Raw genomic sequence first — 17,568 nt, forward strand, 5'->3', positions numbered from 1 at the left:
CACCGCCGCCCCGATCGCCTGAGAAGCGGTTCACGCGCCCGCTACGGCGCGAGCGCTCAGGTACAGATCCGGCGGTAGCTCGTGGTGCAAATCCCACACCACCTGCATAGGCTTCGAACCCTGCACGAACTTTAGGGTTGCCGGCCCAGCAAAGGTGTAGGCGGCTCCACCACCGAACTCGTCGGTTTTGTGGGTGCGAATAAAAAGAGCCACGTTCGAAGAACCACTCGAATAGCGGCGCCCGGTCGGCGAATCGGCGGGCGTCGTCGCCTGCGACTCCCAGTGGAACGAATCCGCGCTCATCGCATAGTCGCGATACATCGTGTGCGGAGAAAAGTCCGCTTCCGACTTCACGAGCGTCACGAGCAGCGCGTCGAGGTTCAGTTCCTTCGAATAGTGCACACCTTCGCGCATTGAACCCGGCTTTTGCCCAGAAAAGTTTTTCCCGACGTCGATCGCAGCCAGTAATTCTTCACGCGAATAATCAGCGCCCACGAACAAAGGCACACTGGAAAGCTTGTCATCCGCCCACTTGGGATTAGCGACGAGCGCCTCATCACGGGCGAGCCGAACAGCGAAAATCTGCCGAAGCTCCTCGGCCAGGCCCGGTACGGAACGCAGAATCTGCAAGGCCTCGTTGACATCTCCGATGTTCTTCCCGTCGTATTTTCCAGTGGGGAAGAAAGAATAAGCAAGCATGTGCGCGTAACGGGACCGACGCACGTCGTCGGGCACCACGGGCTCTGAACTCATCAAGAGCTCCACGTACTGAGCCGCTCGTTCGGCGTCGTTGACCCGAGCCAGATTACGAAGCCGAACGCGCACCCCATCCCACTGCCCGGGAGGCTCCTGCCCGGTTGCGGCGAGTTGGGTGATCCGCCACCAACTCCATGGAGCTTTAACCCCGCGTCCGCCCGCCTTATCACGCGCGTACAGATCTGGAAGATCGTGCATGGAATCTTCCAAATATTGTTCGAGCATGTAATCGACCGGCGACACCCCACGCTGCTCCGCCGAGATCCGCACATCCTGCACGACGTCCTTAAAACGCACCCGAATCTTATCGCGCACCGATCGCAAAACCGCGTCCTGCGAATACTCGTCAAGCACGATCTGACACCCCGACGGAAGGGAAGGAAAACCCTGCTCCACCGCCTTTTCGAGAGCCCTCCCACTCTTGCCGCTCAGCACCCGAAACTTCCGGTGGATCGCAAAGTCGCGCGCCTGATTGCCCACAAAATCAAGCACGGTGAGCACGGCTTTTCCGGGAGCGCGGCGCAGCCCTCGGCCGAGCTGTTGCAAGAAAACGGTAGGCGACGACGTCGGGCGCAACATGAGCAACGTGTCCACCGAAGGGATGTCAACGCCCTCGTTGAAAATATCCACCGCGCAAATAATCTGAAGCTCGCCGCGTGCTAGCGCATCGAGTGCGCCTTGCCGAGTCTGCGGATCCGTGTTTCGCGACGTGATAGCGACGGCGTGGAGGCCCGCCTCAGTGAACTTAGCGGCCATGTACTCGGCATGCGCAATATCAACACAAAAACACAGGGCGCGCATCGTGCCCGGATCGAGCACCCGATTCTCCAAAGAACGCAAGATCAGCCTGAACCTGGCATCGTTGGCCGTAAACAGCCGAGAAAGCTCGGCCGAATCATATTCACCAGCGCGCACGGTCACCTGTGAAAGATCGGTTCCGTCGTTGTTCATAAAATAATGGAACGGAACGAGCAGATCCTCGTCGAGTGCCTCCCACAGCCGCAACTCCGTGGCGATACGGCCGCCGAAAAACTCGTGGGCGACGTTCACGCCGTCGCCGCGCTCCGGCGTCGCAGTTAACCCCACGAGCTCACGCCACTGCAGGTGATCCAGCAGGCGACGATACGAAGCGGCCTCCGCGTGGTGGAACTCGTCGATGATGACGATGTCGAAAAAGTCCGGCGGAATCGCTTCGAGCGCGTGAGCATGCAGCGACTGAATCGTGGCAAACAACGTGTTGCCGCGGGAGGCCAGTAAATCCAGTGTGGCACGCGCGATCGGCCCTGAGTCCGTGCCCAACACGCCGAAATTATCGCGCTTAATCACTTCCGTAAAAGTGGCCCGGGCCTGCTGAAGAATCTCGTTCCGATGTGCAACAAACAACGTGCGCGGCGTGCGGCCAAGCTCAACTGCAAGCTGCTCGCTCACACGCTTCCAATCAAGCGCGCTCACCACCGTCTTACCCGTGCCCGTTGCCGCCACCACAAGGTTTTCGTGGTGGCCATGACGGCGAGACAGTGCCAGATCGTCAAGCATCCGCCGCTGATACGGATAGGGACGCACCTCAAGCGGAGAATAATCCACGCCGGCGGACACGAGAGCGGCTGGCGAACGTCCGCCGCCGGGCGTGTGCCCAGCCGCCTCCTCGAGAGCGCGGTCGAGCCGGGCGGCGTCGCGATCAGGTACGTACTCCTCGAAAGCCGGAGAATTCCAATAAGACTCGAACGTTGCCTGAAACTTTGCAAAAACCGCGGGAGTGCTCGTGTGAGCTAAGCGCACATTCCATTCCACACCATCCAACATGGCCGAGCGAGAAAGATTCGACGACCCAACGAATGCCGTATGAAACCCCGTATTGCGCCTAATCAGCCACGATTTCGCATGTAGCCGCGTGGAACGCCCGTCATAAGCCACGCGCACCTGCGCCCCAAAATCTTGCACAAGGCGGTCAAGCGCTTTACGCTCAGTCACGCCCAAATACGTGGACGTCACAATCCGCAGCGGAACCCCACGATCCCGCAGCAATTGCAACGGCTGCAGGAGTGTGTGCAGCCCAGTCCACTTCACGAACGCCATGATGACGTCTACCGCGTCAGCCGAAAAGAATTCCGACGCCAGCTCAGAGTTGATCGACGGCTCCTGGGCCGCATTCGTGAGCAGCACAGCATCAGTGAGCGGCGTGTTCGGGCGGCGCAACGACGCCGAACCAGCATCCGCCTTCAACTCAAGGAGTTTTTGCGCCTGGTGCGCGTCGGTGAGCTCAAGGGTAGACGCGTCAATCGTATGCAACATTTGGGACGCCAGTTTGAGCTGGTCGGAAGCATCCAATGCCTGAAGGGCGGTGCTCAGACGGTCCGCAACGTGTTGGCTGAGCACCGCCGGAACATCTACCTGGTCAACAGCGCGCAACTCCACGCGGTCACGCACATCGGCAAACCGTTCGCGTATGTGGGAATCAAAAACTATTTCGTACAGGCCGACAGTTGGGGTGTCCGTGGCAGGTTCGGGTTCGCCAGGTGTGGACTTGCCGGGTTCTGGCACGCCGGGATTGGTCTCGCTGCCCTTGCTTTCTCGCATGGGACCAGGTTATAGCCAACTGGGTGTGCGCGCAGCACGTTGTTTCGACTGGGTGTGCTTCGGCGAGCGGAAACTTTTCACGCTATAGCCGGAGATCTTGGCATATGCGAAGATAACCCGCCACGGCGTGAAAAGTTTCCGGTCATCCGGCCCAGCCTGCTAGTTTTTGGTTTAGAAGCTGCGATCATGATCAACGGAAACTGCTTGAGATCTCGCGTGGTCTGCGGCGTAGCCCTCCGACTTACTCGACATCACATCAACTCGGTGTCCGAGCATTTCGCTCAACTGAATTTCTAGCGCGGTCAGATTGAAGTAGCTTGCGCCAGGCAGGAATTCAACTAAGAGATCGTAGTCTGAACTGCTTGTTGCCTCGCCCCTGGCGACCGAACCAAAAACCCAGAATTGTCCGGTGCCTTTATGATTCTTGATGGCATCACGGATGTCCTCTTCGGCAGCCTGAAGCTGCTCCAGCGACGGGATTTTTTCCGCTGCTATGCCAACCAGAACACAAGAGAGAGAAGCTGGCATGTCAGATTACAGTTGAGGTGCCGGGCTAATCGAGCGTGATGCTCATTTCCAGTTGAGTAGCCCCGTGCGGGTTCTCCGCGCTGACTTCCTGAACCACTTTCTGCCGGATCTCTCGAGGTTCGGTGATGCCATGTTCCTCTAGATACAGCGAGAGTGCGATTGCTTCAGCTGTGGGGAGAGGCCCTCCTGGCAGCAGTTCCTCTATTACGTCGTCGTCGCAAGCCCCGTTGGCGTCGCCGTCGGCGCTGTCGGAATCGTCTACCTGTGAACTGGTGTCGGCGAAGCTCGCGGTTCGAATCCAAACCTCGGTGCGCTCTGGTAACACCCCAGAGACTACTTCAGCCGAGATTTCCGCATCCGCGCGGAAATCGGCGGGGAGCGGGCCGGGGATTGCGAAACATAGCCCGATGACAATGCGGGTGGGCTTAGTCTTATCGACCTGCAAACTCGTCCACGAGTTCGCTATGAACCCGGTGTTTTCCACCGGTTCGTCCGTCTGGGAAACTGCGGTTTCGTCGCTGTGAATTTCGGCGCTGGCGTCAGTTGCGAAAACCTCTGACAAGCTCGTCAGCAGAGTTACTAAATCCCCCTCCAACCGAGAGAACACTTCTTCGGTCGAAGCCATTTCGTTTTCCAACTCGGCGGCGTCCACAACGGCCGAAACCCCTGCCCAGTGTGTTAGGCGTGCTCGTCGTTCGCGTACAGGATTAACTCGCTGTAAGTCGGTGTTCCACGTAGCTGCACGCTCCAAAGCCCAATCCTCAAGGCGCCGCTGAACCTGCAACTGGTCGCGGCGAACGGCTAATTGTGCGTCGATCTCATCGGGATGGGACAAGACCTGCCGCATTTCGGCAATCCCCATTCCCGTCGCTCGTAATAGCCGCAACAGGCCGGCCTGCTTCAACTGCTCGGCCTGATAGTAGCGATACCCGCTAAACTCATCCACGCGGGCAGCCTCAAGCAGCCCGATGTCGTGATAGTAGCGCAACGTTTTTACGTTCAGTCCAGTGCTATGGGAAAACTCCCCGATGCTGATGCTCATCTTGCTCCTTCGTATTAGGCTTCGCCGGCGCGCGGCCGTTGGCCTCGTAGTTTCAGTGTGGGCTATCCAGTTACTGGAGAGTCAAGCCTGAACTCAAAAGAGGAATTAAGAACTGGTACGCGACGAGTCACTCAGCGACGCTCCCTATTTTCGGTATACAGACTTAAACGTTCCTATCCGAGTATGATCTGCTGTGCCGAAATTTGCTGGCTTGGGGGTCTTTTTGGAGCCGGTCATCAGGTCTCCTACGTCTGGCCGAACTCGCTGGATTGGCCATTCTTTAATCGCGGGTCTGCCAGAGCTTTTGAGAAGCTCGCCAGGTTTTCCTTTTAGCTTCAGGCGGGTGCGGTACGGTGCAACATCGTGGCAGTAGGCAACCACATCAAACGTGACTATTTCGTGAATTACCGCATTGCCGTCTTGCGCATAGATCTTATTCACGCTGACCACATTAAAGGGCTTAGCCCATCCTACCGGCGCAGGCGATTCAGGCTTGAAGAGGTTTCGTAGGAACTTCAACATAGGACTCCTCGCGAAGCAAGTTCAGCAGGCGCTGTTATACGCATTCTAATGTATGAAACGCGACGGCAATAGCCCTCACTCGGGAACATGTAACACTAATCCGACCCTTCTAATAGTCCTTTCCACGCGTTATTGCTACCACAGCAATAAATCCGGACTCGAGGGTAATCTCAACGCCGCCACTCGTCACTGGGCTACATTAGCCCCTGCGACTTCGAAACCAAACACACTACCAACCAACAAGTTAAGAACGCAGCTTAAACAAATGTCCACAATTTGCGGGTAACCCCACACTTCGGCGAACCGCGGTAGGTGGGCAAACAACTCTCAGCGCGCTAAGCGAGGGGCTATTGACAGGTCGTACTGGGCAAAGGTTCGCTGCGGCTACTAGAGACTTGATAGTCTAACTTCAAGACTCATCGGTGGCGTTGGCGGCAAGACAACTATCCGCCAACGCCACCTCAACCAGACCGTACGAGAAGATGTTCAAGAAAATCACCTCACCTCTTCTAGTTGTTGTCGCGCTCCTTAGCGCGATGATTGCGTATCAGGCGCTTGAAGAACGATCATTAAACGCTCCCCCGCAAGCAACGGCAGCCTTTCGCATCATGGATTGGAGCGGCGAGCGCCGAGGGACAGACATACGAGACGCGATCGCCACCTTGGCTGACGAGAGCGGAGTGCAGGTCGCCCAGATCGTTCAGGATCCCGCAGATCCGCGCGCGTCCCGGATCCTCTACAGCGGTAGCTCGGTGAACTCCGGAACAACACCATCAGAGTCCAACATGCTCGATATCCCGCCAGAGTTCGGTCGATTGATGAGTACGGAGGTCGTCGTCGACGCCGCACCCGCACCTCTCTCTCCGATCGGCGAGTGGAGCGGATGGGGGCCAGTGTCTGCCTTCCAGAATTTCATCGAGCGGTTAAGCGCCGAGGGCATCACTGCCGAAATCATCGGCAATCCGCCGCAGCTTCCCACGATCTCCTCACTACCACCGTCGCTGTTGCAAGTCTTCGCGTGTCTCGTTCTGCTCGTCATCGGCATCGGCGTTGCGCGCGTCGTCTCTGCCCAACGCACACTCGCCGTCCAGCAACTACACGGAGCTACCTTCACCGCGAAACTCTGGGGCATGCTTGATGCTCCCGCTGCCGTTTTCGCTGCCACAATGGCCATCGTCGGCGTATTAGAAGTACTCTTCTGTTTCGTTCTCTACGACGGCGCTTACATGAGCGAGTTCGTCGGGCAGACTTTCCTGCTTGCAGGTCTCCTCTTTGTATTTCTCGTCGCTGGAATGTCGCTTGCAACATTCCTCTACCACCAGATCGATCCACTGCCTGCCCTACAAGGGGCCACGCCCGGGCGTTCGCTCCTCCTCACGTCGTGGCTCCTTCATGGTTTGCTCCTCATCGTGGTGGCGAGCTTGGGAGCTACGGCTCTCAGTGCCAGCCACCGATTCGACAGCTTCAGCACGTATGCGGATCAAATCAAGGACGAGAATCTGAGCACCGTGCAATTCGGCGGAGTCTACACGCAGGAGCAAGAGTCCGAGGTTGGCCCGATCGCCGGTGCTTGGATCACCGATTTGGACCAACGAGGCGATGGACTCGTTGCCCATCACGTCGCACTCATGAACGGACCTCGCACCATTGACCTTCTCTACGTCAACGATGCCTACCTCGAGCGCAATCCCGGACAATTGCCGCACGCCACCGAAAACACGGATTCGGTGCACGTCTACCGGCCCTCGCATATTTCAAATGAGGAGTTGGCAGGCGCACTTGAAGACGTCGCCTTCCAATCCGATAGCCCGGAAGATTCGATTATTGTGCACGATGTCGATAGTACCGGCACCTACCCCACTTACAGTATGCCGTCAGCTGGCGGCAGTTCGGCGGTGACGTCCGTGAGTGATCCTGTTCTTGCCGTACTTCCGCCAGGGTCGATCGCCACAACAGGATTCGCGCTGAGCGGCGATGGGTTCTACGTCACTGATGGAGACGGCGCACTGGCAGACGCTGCAGAAAACCCAGAGCTCAACCGCTACCTACGAAGCGTCACTCCACTCAGCGCAATCGCGAATCAAACCATCGCATCGACGTCCGCAGACCTCGCGGCAGCAGTCTCGGCCTTCGTCGCAGGAATCATCGCGCTCATCATCGTGACAATGACTGGCGTTATCTCTTACGGGCAATACGCCCGAAAGCGCCTCAAGATTCAGTATCTCTTCGGATGGAGACTCAGCTCGATGTACCTGTGGTTCATCGTTTTGGAAGCGCTTGCTCTAGCGGCGCTCGCAGTTTGGCTTTTCAACGAGTGGTCCGCATTCCGTGCCGAGCAAGAGTCTTACCTCTTGGTTGAGCTCCAGGGATCGGGCACCCCGTTTTTCGCCGGCATCGCCGCATTGGTGGCGCTTGCCTCATCCGTCGTCGTCTTCACACTCAGTACGGCCTTCGTTCACCACCGCATGGTTAAAAAAGGAGCAACACAATGACAGCAGTTGAGGCACGCAACCTCACGATGCGATTCGGCCCACGGGTTTTGTGGCATGATCTCTCGTTCACGTTTGAGGCGGGACAGATGTATGCACTGACCGGCCCAAGCGGTTCTGGTAAATCGACCCTTTTGAACTGCATTGCGGGTTTCATTGAGCCAAGCACGGGCTCAATCATGTTCGACGGCAACTTCTCGCCACACAATCAGGGCCGGCAACGCCAGATCCGAGCGGAGCACATCGGCTTTCTGTTTCAAAACTATGCGCTCGTCGAAGACTCAACGGTTGAAGACAATCTTCAGATCGCCACTCGCACGTCCGTCTTCTCGAAGAAGGTTTCGCGGGATCGGATGAGCGAGGCGCTAGCCAAGGTGGATCTTGATCTACCCCTGAAAACCGACGTCGCAATCCTCTCCGGCGGAGAGCGTCAGCGTCTCGCCGTTGCCCGCCTGCTCCTCAAGCCGAAACCGTTGATCCTTGCGGACGAACCCACCGGCGCTCTCGATCGAAGCAACGCCGATCGAATTCTGGGCTACATGCGCGAATTCGCAAAAGCGGGTAGTTGCGTCGTGCTGGCAACCCACGACCCGCAGGCAGTCGAGTCCTGCGACGAAGTCATCAAATTGAAGAACCCTACTGGCACCCGAAAACAGCTCGTCCCCGCGCGATTATACCCCTAGGGGTATGCCAGATTGGCTGTCAGATACCCGAACAAGGACAGTCACGGATTCACGCTAGACGGCGGAGCACACCGGTGCAACCACGTCCGAGGATGAGCCCCTTATCGGCCGCCACGCGCCCGGCTACGTGGTACCCGTCATCAACGAACGCGCGGTGCGCGTTGGCGCGGGCATCCTCTTCGTGCTCGGCACATCGCCTACGTCCGCGCCATTATGGACTGGCCCCTCACCCCGCTCAAGCCCTTCGGCGTGGTCTTCATGTTCGACATGGCCATCCGCGTTACCCTCGGCGAGCGTTGGTCACCCGTCCTCGCGATCGGCCGGTTCACGGTTCGCAGCCGCGAGCCTCAGTGGGTAGGCGCCTCCCAAAAAGAGTTCGCCTGGTGGTTCTGTTTCTTAATGACACTCAGCTCATGCGCCGCGATTGGCCTGTTCGGCGCGCCCATGTGGGTCAGCTTCACCATCTGTGGCCTGTATATTTCGTTCCTCTTCCTCGAGGCGGTATGGGCTTGCCCGCAAGTTGCCGACGTTTTTCAAAGCGGCTTCCACGAATGGTGCCGCGGTTATTAATTCATATTCGACGGGTGTGTGGCCGCCGATAGCCGTGTGGGTCCGGGACATATCATCTCCGGATTCGGTGCCCCGGGAAGTGAACGCGTACCCCCGGAATGCAATAAAGGAATGTGGCAGTGCTCCGATAAGCCAGCGCAGATAGGTGGCGAGCGGCCTAATCCCTACGTTTCTGCTTATATAGCAGTTTTGCCGGACTCGACGGCGTTAACCGGCCTCGTTTCTGCTACCACAGCAGAAATGCAGAGAGAACCCTGGAACGATGTCCCGAGACAGTCCCGCGCCAAAACAAAAGTTGCCCCACGACACAAGAACGGTGCCGCGAGAGGTCGTAGTGGAGCGGGTGACGGGAATCGAACCCGCGCCGGCTGCTTGGGAAGCAGCAGTTCTGCCATTGAACTACACCCGCGAACCGGCCTTGAAAGCCGGTGAGATTGATTTTAAGAAAAAACCTGTCAAGTTCCAAACTGTTATGGCGGATCGCGCATTCCGCAAGAGAAAGCAGACCCTCATACTCTTATGAGAGAACACGAATCCCGTGAGGGAATCAAGGCATGCTTCTTTCTGATCGCGACATTCACGCATACGTGTCCACCGGCCGCATCGCTCTTGATCCGTGGGATCCGCAGATGGTGCAGCCGTCGTCGGTAGATATTCACCTCGATAGGTTCTTCCGCCTGTTCGATAACCACAAATACCCGATGATTGATCCGTCGCAGCCGCAGCCAGAGCTCACCCGCCTGGTGGAAGTCCCGGCAGACGGCCACCTCGTGCTTCACCCTGGCGAGTTTGTGCTCGGCTCCACTTACGAGCAGATTACGCTTGGCGACGACGTCGCAGCGCGGCTCGAAGGTAAGTCCAGCTTGGGTAGGCTCGGCCTGCTCACTCATTCGACTGCCGGGTTTATCGACCCGGGATTCTCTGGGCACGTCACGCTCGAGCTGTCGAATACTGCGACGATGCCGATCATGTTGTTCCCTGGAATGAAGGTGGGGCAGTTCTGTTTCTTCCAGTTGAGTTCGTCGGCTGAACGCCCTTACGGCCAGGGCGCGCATGGTTCGCGCTATCAGGGTCAGCGTGGTCCAACGGCTTCGCGCTCGGATCTGAACTTCCACCGTATCGACGTCTCCGACCACAACTTCACCGAGTAACCCGCGGCGGCGCACAGCCGCATGAACAGCGCCAGCGAAGTTGGCCGCGCGGAGGTGACTTTAGTCCACAAGAGCGTGAGACGTAGGGACTTTTACACTTATTTTTCCTAGGATGGGAAAGGAAAAAACAACGACGCCCGTGGCAGCCGAGCCATCGTTGCGCCGCGGCCGTCATCTTACGTCTCGGGAGCAACATGCTATTTCTGTTAGCGGCCTTCGCGATAGGCGCTCTCTTGGCGCCTGCGATTATGCGACGCGGCAGGCTTGGCTACGTCATCTTGTCGGTGATCCCGCTCGTGTCGTTTGTGATTCTCGCGGCGCAAGGTAGGCAGGTGCTGAGTGGTGATTTCCCTGCTGAATCATGGGCATGGGTGCCACAGTTAAGCCTTAATCTCACGTTCCGGCTTGATCACCTGTCGTGGGTGATGTCGCTGATTGTCACGGGTGTTGGGGCGGCAGTGCTGTTCTATTGTGCCCGTTACTTTTCGGCGGCGGCGCAGGGAATGGGCCGGTTCGCCGGGGTGTTCGTAGCCTTCGCGGGCGCGATGCTCGGGCTGGTCACCACAGATAACACTCTGGCGCTCTACCTGTTTTGGGAGCTGACCTCGGTATTTTCGTTCCTGCTGATCGGCTTTAACTATGAGAAGCGTGCTTCACGACGCGCGGCCGGCCAGGCGTTCATCGTCACCACGTTGGGTGGTCTTGCGATGCTCGTGGGCATCATTACGATGGGCAACATTCCGGGTGGCTCGTATTCGATCACTGAGCTGATTGAGGCTGCGAACGCGGGTACGCTCGGCGTCGCACCCATCGCCGCGGAGTCGGTGCCCTCGGCAGTGATCCCGGTGGCAACCGTGCTCATTTTGTTGGGTGCGCTCGCGAAGTCTGCGATTATCCCGTTCCATTTCTGGCTTCCGGCCGCGATGGCGGCTCCCACACCGACGTCGGCCTATCTGCACGCCGCGGCCATGGTGAAGGCGGGCGTCTACCTGGTTGCGCGCTTGGCTCCCGGTTTCGCGGATGTACCGGCGTGGCGGTGGATGATCCTCATTGGCGGCATGGGCACGCTTCTGCTCGGTGGTTTCCGCGCGCTCAAACAGTACGACCTCAAGCTGGTACTCGCCTTCGGCACGGTCTCCCAGTTGGGTTTGATTTTGCTCATGGTCGGCTACGGCACGTCGGCGATGCTGCTTGCTGGCCTGGGCATGCTTGTTGCACATTCGATGTTCAAGTCCACGCTCTTCCTCGCAGTGGGCCAGGTCGATTGGGCTACCGGCACTCGTGATTTGCGCGAGCTGTCCGGGCTCGGCCGTCTCATGCCGATCACGGCCACGGCCGCCGGTTTGGCCGGCCTGTCGATGATGGGCTTTCCCGGGTTCGCGGGTTTCGTAGCGAAGGAGGCGGCACTTCACGCGCTTATTGGTGGCGACGCCGTCGACACCCTCACGTGGATCACCATCGCCATTGGTTCGGCGCTCACCGCCGCATACACCCTACGTTTCTGGTGGGGTGCGTTCGCGGATAAGCCGGGCGTTACGAATGTGAAGATTAAAAAGCGTTCGTGGATGATGACCTTGCCGGTGATCGTGCTGTCGCTCGGCGGTCTCGTGTTCGGAATTGGTGCACACCTGCTCGACGCCGTGCTCCGCCCGCACGCCGAACAGATCCCGGGAGATCCGGGGCATCTGGTGGCATGGCCCGGCTTTGGCACGCCGTTCCTCGTGACCATTGCGATCATCGTGGCCGGTGTGGCAATCTTCGCGGCGCGCGGGCCCTTCGAGCGGGTGTTTGGCTCGCGGCAGTTCCCGATTGCTGCGGATGCCACCTATCAAAAGTCGCTCGACGGGTTGGACTGGCTATCGGGCCGCGCCACCGCCTTCACTCAGCGTGGTTCGCTGCCCTTCTACTTATCGACGATCTTCACGTTCACCGTGGTCATGATTCTGCTCGCACTCACGATTGGTGAGGTGACGAACCTGCCGAAGGTGCGCGGCTACGATTCGGTGGCCCAGTTGCTCGTCGTTATTGTGACGATGTTGGCGGCGTTCCTCGCGGCTCGCGCCCGGCACCGCTTGAAAGCCGTGCTACTTATGGGTATTTCGGGCTACGGCGTCGCGCTCACCTACGAACTGTATGGCGCCCCCGACCTTGCGGTCACCCAGGCGCTCGTGGAGACGATGAGCCTCGTGGTGTTCATCCTCGTGTTGCGCCGTCTGCCGCAGTACTTCTCGAACCGTCCGCTGCGGTTTTCACGCTGGTGGCGGATCGCGTTGGCGGCGCTGTTTGGTGCGATGGTGGCGTTCCTGGGCGTGTATGCGGCCGGGGCGCGCGTCCACGAACCGATCTCGCTACTGTTCAACGACGAGGCCTACAACTACGGCTATGGCAAGAACATTGTGAACGTGACGCTGGTTGACATCCGGGCCTGGGACACGATGGGCGAAATCTCGGTGGTTGTGGCCGCGGCGATCGGCATTTCGTCGCTACTGTTCATCCGCGATCGCGGCGGGCGCATTGACAGGTTCCGTAACCTGCAGACGCCGGTGACGAACGTGGCAGGCCAGGTGCTAAGGCCGACGCACGACGTCGACGGGCCGGCATGGCGCCGTACACGCACCCGTGTCATTGAATCATCGGTGATCTCGCCGGGTCGTAACCGCCGCTGGCTGGAAGGCACGGATCAGATGCCGTTCTGGCGCCGCTCGGTGATCTTGGAGGTGGGTACGCGCCTGACGTTCCACACGATCCTCGTGGTCTCCGTGTTCTTCCTATTCTCTGGCCATAACGCTCCAGGCGGCGGCTTCGCGGGCGGTCTGCTCGCAGGTATCGCGCTCGTGCTGCGCTATGTGGCCGGCGGGCGCTACGAACTGGGTGCTGCGATCCCGCTTCACCCCGGGCACCTCATGGGCGCGGGCCTCGCGGTTGCTGGCATTTCGGCGTTCACCCCGGTGTTGCTGGGTGGCACGATCCTGCAGTCGGCGAAGATCACGGTCACCCTGTGGGGCTTTGGTGAGGTGAAGATCGCGACGGCGGTGTTCTTCGACATCGGCGTCTACCTAGTCGTCGTCGGGCTCATCTTGGATATTCTGCGCTCGCTGGGTGCTGAGATTGACCGGCACGGCGAGATCGAAGGTCTGGATGATGACAGCTATGACATCACCCCGTCCGCGGATACTCGCCGCGATACGAAGGATGCCCAGGAGGCGATCCACTTCGACACGCAGGAGAAGAACGAGCAGATTCACGGGAAGAAACGCGCTGGTCAGATGACCCAAGAGATGGCCGCTGTCGGCGTGCTTGAGGCGGATAATACGGCTGCCCGGCACGAGTCCGGCCCCGCGAAGTCGGTGCCTGTGCGCCGCTCGAGTGCGGAACGTGCCGAAGATGATTCGGGCGAGCGTGTGGATCCACGCACCGGCCTGCGAACCGTGGCATCTGATCCGAGTACGACGAGCACGACGACCGGTTCAATACCGCGTATCACGGATGAGGAGGAGAACAAGTGACCTCATCACTGGCATTGGCAATCCTCGCCGGTTTCTTAACGGCGGTGGGTATTTACCTCGTGTTGGAACGCTCCTTGTCGCGAATCATCCTCGGGCTATCCGCGATCACGAACGGGGTGAACATCCTGTTCCTCATTGCAGGCGGCCGGTCGGGTGAACCGCCCTTCGTCGGTGGCGCGGAACCGGAGGACATGGCTGATCCGCTCGTGCAGGCCATGATGCTCACGGCGATCGTCATCGGTTTGGCGACGACTGCGTTTCTACTCGCGATGGCCTACAGGTCGTGGCAGCTCAACGGTAACGACGAGGTGCAAGACGATCTTGAGGATCGGCGGATCGCCGAGCGCGAAGCCGAGTTTGAGGCCCGCGCAGATTTGCCTGCGGATATTCAGACGGACGCCTCCGAGGCTCACGATGAGACCGAGGGCGAGTTTGAAGACGACGAACTGGGCGGGACTATCGATCCTGTCCGTGACCGGCCCAGAGAACGGGAGGAGACGCTATGACGTGGACATTCCTTGCTGCCCTCCCGGTGGCCTTGCCGATTCTGGGCGCCGGCCTGTCGCTGGCCTTCGCGTCGGTGCGGCGCATGCAGGGCTGGCTGTCGGCAATCGTGCTGGGCGCGGTGTGGGTTGTCGCTGTTGTGCTGTTGCAGATGGCACGTTCTGGCCCAGTGGTGTTGGACGTGGCTTCGTGGGCAGCCCCCGTGGGCATCTCGCTGGTGGTGGACCGCCTGTCGGCGATCATGTTGCTGACGTCCGTCACCGTGACCTTGATGGTTCTGCTCTACTCGCTTGCACAGGGTGTTGCTGATGGCGACGACGCCGCGCCGATCGCCGTCTACCATCCCGCGTTCCTACTGCTGTCGGCAGGCGTGTCGAACGCGTTCCTGTCTGGCGACCTGTTCAACATTTACGTGGGTTTTGAAATCCTGCTCGTGGCGTCTTTCGTACTCATCACGCTCGGTGGTACACGAGACCGGATCAGGTCGGGAACCGTCTATATTGTGGTGTCCCTGATTTCGTCGGTGGTCTTCCTCATCGGGATCGGCTTGGCGTATGCGGCAGCCGGCACGGTGAATCTGGCACAGCTGGCCTTGCGTCTGCCGGAGATCGACCCGAATGTGCGGCTGACGATCCAGATGATGCTGCTCGTCGGCTTCGGTATTAAGGCCGCGGTGTTCCCGCTGTCGGCGTGGCTACCGGATTCGTATCCGACGGCGCCCGCGCCGGTTACAGCCGTGTTCGCTGGCCTGCTCACCAAGGTGGGCGTGTACACGATCATTCGTACGCAGACGCTGCTGTTCCCGAACAACCGGCTGTCGATCATGTTGGGGTTGATCGCGGTGGCCACGATGATCATGGGAATCCTCGGCGCGGTAGCGCAGCAGGACATCAAACGTTTGCTGTCGTTCACCCTCGTCTCCCACATTGGCTACATGATCTGGGGTATTTCGATCGCATCCGAGGCCGGGCTGGGTGCCACGATCTACTACGCGGTCCACCACATCACCGTGCAGACCGCACTGTTCCTAGTGGTGGGCTTGATCGAACGCCGAGGCGGTACGACGTCGTTGGTACGGCTCGGTTCGCTGGCGAAACTCGCGCCGCTCATCGCGATCCTTTACCTTGTGCCGGCGCTCAACCTGGCTGGTATTCCGCCAGGGTCCGGCTTCTTTGGAAAGGTTGGTCTGATCCAGGCGTCGATTAACCGGCTCATGTGGATCGACTGGCTGCTGATCGGTGCGGGCATCATCTCCTCGCTGCTCACCCTGTATGCGGTGGCGCGCGCGTGGAATATGGCGTTCTGGCAGACCGCGCCCGAACCGTTGCCGGCTAAGCCGATTCCGTGGGGGATGACGGCGTCGGCAGGTGCGCTCGTGGTCGTCTCACTGTTCATTTCGTTCTGGGCTGGGCCAATCAACGAATACACGAAGAACGCGGCCTTCGAACTCAAGGCACGTAGCCCGTATATTGTGGCCGTGCTTCCTGAGGACGGGCGCGGAACGGGCGTGAGCCCGCTTGTTCCCGCCGACGACCTGCCCTCACCCGAGCCGACCGAAGCGCCCGACTGGGCACCCACCCCCGAAAAAGGCGGGATAGGAGGTAGCGATAATGGATAGACCACAGTGGAGTAAGTCCGCGCGCGCGATCCATCGCGCCACCCGGCGTCCGGGGCGTTTCCCGCACGCCTCCGCGGGCATGTTGGCCTGGCTCATGTTCGTGTGGGTGTTGCTGTGGGGTGACCTGTCTGCGGGGAACTTCCTTGCCGGCCTGCTCGTGGCGTTGCTCGTGACCACGGTGGCCCCCTTCCCGGCCACCCCGTTTGATGGGCGGTTCCGTCCGCTTGGCGTGGCACACCTTGCCGTACGGTTCCTGTGGGACATCATTGTTTCCTCATTCCAGCAGGGCAAGTTCATTTTGACGGGCGGGCAGCCGCAGGCCGCGATCATCCGCATTCACCTGCGTTCCCATTCGGACGTGTACCTAGCGATGATTTCGGGGATGACGGCGCTCGTGCCGGGTTCCGTCGTCGTTGAAGCGCACCGGGTGACGGGCACGCTGTACGTGCACGTGTTCGATACTCGCCTGGCGGGTGGTATTGAGGGCGTTCACAAAACTGTGCTGGAGCTTGAAGAGCGGGTGTTGCGTGCGTTCGCCTCGCACGACGAGCTGGTGGACGCCGGATATGTTCCAGGCTCGACTCCGCGTGCTGGACGTCTGCCCACTCCGTACGCGCCGCCGACTGGCGAGCCGATCACGCCGTCGATCACCGACGACGTCTCCGCGGCTCTTGCGAAGAAAGCTAAGCGTGACGAACGCGCCGAACGTATGCAGCGGATCGCCGGGAACACGCTACAGGCGGAGGTGGATCAATGATTTACATTCTGGGCGCATGCATGGCAATGCTGTTTATTGCCGCGATTTTGGTGACGATCCGGACCGTTAAGGGGCCGACGTCGCTGGACCGCATGGTCTCGGTCGACATGATCTCCTCGATCCTTATTGGTGCGGTGGCTCTGCTTGCCGCGCTGACTCGCAGGTCTGACCTGCTCGCGCTGTTTATTGTGCTCGCGCTCGTGGGCTTCGTTGGTTCGATGACCTTGGCACGGTTCATCACACCGCTTGATCCAGAGGCCAAGCGGATCCTGTCGCGCGAAGAGGAAAAGGAGCTCGACGCCCAGCTGGCGTTGCGCCGCGACGACGACGCGCCGGTGCACGACGTCGACGCCTACGACGACGGCGACGCGGACGACGGCGTGCCCGACCCGATGGAGACCGGGCCGAGGCATGGAAGGGCGACAGCCGCAGAAAGGACGGACTCGTGAACTGGGAAGCGATAGCCGACGTCGTCGGAATTTCCTGTATTCTGATCGGCTCAATTTTCACCCTGATCGCCGCGATTGGTGCCTTCCGCTATGACGACCTGCTCGCCCGCCAGCACGTAGCGACCAAGCCGCAGGTGTTTTCGCTGATCATGCTCATGGCGGGGGTGTCGTTGCTGGTGCGTGAGGCGTCGATGACGTGGACGATGCTGCTCGTGATTGGCTTGCAGCTGGTGACCTCGCCGATTTCGGCGCACATGATGGCACGATCCGGGTATCGGACGGGCCGGGTTGATCGCAGGCGGCTCGTACTCGACGAGCTGGCTGAGGACGTGGCGCGCGGGGACGACGCCTAGCAGTAATGTTTACTTCCCACCGTGACACGCGCGGGCATGGTGGGGATAATGGAGACGACACGG

14 protein-coding genes and 1 tRNA gene are annotated in these 17,568 nt (G+C 59.7%); 10 read left to right on the top strand and 5 right to left on the bottom strand.

Features of this window, described 5'->3' with window-relative positions:
• Positions 1-30: 30 nt before the first annotated feature.
• The 4 genes from EL234_RS06085 to EL234_RS06100 form a co-directional block, all read right to left on the bottom strand.
• The gene (locus EL234_RS06085) at positions 31-3,333 is read right to left on the bottom strand and encodes a DUF3427 domain-containing protein (protein WP_126416622.1); all 3,303 of its coding nucleotides are present in this window, start codon (positions 3,331-3,333) and stop codon (positions 31-33) included.
• Between the two features lie 171 nt (positions 3,334-3,504).
• A complete protein-coding gene (locus tag EL234_RS06090; RefSeq protein ID WP_126416623.1) occupies positions 3,505-3,861 on the bottom strand; it encodes a nucleotidyltransferase family protein in 357 nt (118 codons plus the stop codon).
• A 25-nt stretch (positions 3,862-3,886) separates the two neighbouring features.
• Complete coding sequence (locus EL234_RS06095) at positions 3,887-4,903, bottom strand: MerR family transcriptional regulator (RefSeq protein WP_126416624.1); 1,017 nt, start codon at positions 4,901-4,903, stop codon at positions 3,887-3,889.
• A gap of 144 nt (positions 4,904-5,047) precedes the next feature.
• Positions 5,048-5,425: a hypothetical protein gene (locus EL234_RS06100; protein ID WP_126416625.1), complete on the bottom strand. Its 378-nt coding sequence runs from the start codon at positions 5,423-5,425 to the stop codon at positions 5,048-5,050.
• A gap of 536 nt (positions 5,426-5,961) precedes the next feature.
• Between EL234_RS06100 and EL234_RS06105 the strand changes: the two genes are divergently transcribed.
• The 3 genes from EL234_RS06105 to EL234_RS06115 all read left to right on the top strand — a co-directional run bounded on the left by EL234_RS06105 (position 5,962) and on the right by EL234_RS06115 (position 9,167).
• Positions 5,962-7,917, top strand: a complete 1,956-nt coding sequence (locus tag EL234_RS06105) for a hypothetical protein (RefSeq protein WP_126416626.1) — start codon at positions 5,962-5,964, stop codon at positions 7,915-7,917.
• Positions 7,914-8,597, top strand: coding sequence for an ATP-binding cassette domain-containing protein (locus tag EL234_RS06110; RefSeq protein ID WP_197718424.1), 684 nt, complete (start codon positions 7,914-7,916; stop codon positions 8,595-8,597). The genes EL234_RS06105 and EL234_RS06110 overlap by 4 nt, the downstream gene beginning before the upstream one ends.
• A 213-nt stretch (positions 8,598-8,810) precedes the next feature.
• Positions 8,811-9,167, top strand: coding sequence for a DUF4395 family protein (locus tag EL234_RS06115; protein WP_126416627.1), 357 nt, complete (start codon positions 8,811-8,813; stop codon positions 9,165-9,167).
• A gap of 335 nt (positions 9,168-9,502) precedes the next feature.
• On the opposite strand, the gene EL234_RS06120 is transcribed toward EL234_RS06115, so the two are convergent.
• Positions 9,503-9,576: transfer RNA gene (locus EL234_RS06120), tRNA-Gly, on the bottom strand.
• 145 nt (positions 9,577-9,721) lie between these two features.
• On the opposite strand from EL234_RS06120, the gene dcd reads away from it, so the two are divergent.
• The 7 genes from dcd (at position 9,722) to mnhG (ending at position 17,505) form a co-directional block, all read left to right on the top strand.
• Positions 9,722-10,318: a dCTP deaminase gene (dcd, locus tag EL234_RS06125; RefSeq protein ID WP_126416628.1), complete on the top strand. Its 597-nt coding sequence runs from the start codon at positions 9,722-9,724 to the stop codon at positions 10,316-10,318.
• A gap of 194 nt (positions 10,319-10,512) precedes the next feature.
• Complete coding sequence (locus EL234_RS06130; protein WP_126416629.1) at positions 10,513-13,824, top strand: Na+/H+ antiporter subunit A; 3,312 nt, start codon at positions 10,513-10,515, stop codon at positions 13,822-13,824.
• The gene (locus EL234_RS06135; protein ID WP_126416630.1) at positions 13,821-14,330 is read left to right on the top strand and encodes a Na(+)/H(+) antiporter subunit C; all 510 of its coding nucleotides are present in this window, start codon (positions 13,821-13,823) and stop codon (positions 14,328-14,330) included. Before EL234_RS06130 ends, EL234_RS06135 begins: the two co-directional genes overlap by 4 nt.
• On the top strand, positions 14,327-15,946 hold the full coding sequence (locus tag EL234_RS06140; RefSeq protein ID WP_126416631.1) for a Na+/H+ antiporter subunit D: 1,620 nt from the start codon (positions 14,327-14,329) through the stop codon (positions 15,944-15,946). Before EL234_RS06135 ends, EL234_RS06140 begins: the two co-directional genes overlap by 4 nt.
• A complete protein-coding gene (locus EL234_RS06145) occupies positions 15,939-16,703 on the top strand; it encodes a Na+/H+ antiporter subunit E (RefSeq protein WP_126416632.1) in 765 nt (254 codons plus the stop codon). The genes EL234_RS06140 and EL234_RS06145 overlap by 8 nt, the downstream gene beginning before the upstream one ends.
• Positions 16,700-17,152 carry a monovalent cation/H+ antiporter complex subunit F gene (locus tag EL234_RS06150; RefSeq protein WP_126416633.1) on the top strand — a complete coding sequence of 151 codons (453 nt, stop codon included), beginning with the start codon at positions 16,700-16,702 and terminating at the stop codon, positions 17,150-17,152. Before EL234_RS06145 ends, EL234_RS06150 begins: the two co-directional genes overlap by 4 nt.
• Entirely contained in the window at positions 17,149-17,505 is a 357-nt protein-coding gene (mnhG, locus tag EL234_RS06155; protein ID WP_126416634.1) for a monovalent cation/H(+) antiporter subunit G, read from the top strand. The genes EL234_RS06150 and mnhG overlap by 4 nt, the downstream gene beginning before the upstream one ends.
• Positions 17,506-17,568 lie beyond the last annotated feature (63 nt).

Origin of the sequence: Trueperella bialowiezensis, assembly GCF_900637955.1 — a bacterium.
In the GTDB taxonomy this organism is placed as follows: Bacteria; Actinomycetota; Actinomycetes; order Actinomycetales; family Actinomycetaceae; genus Trueperella; species Trueperella bialowiezensis.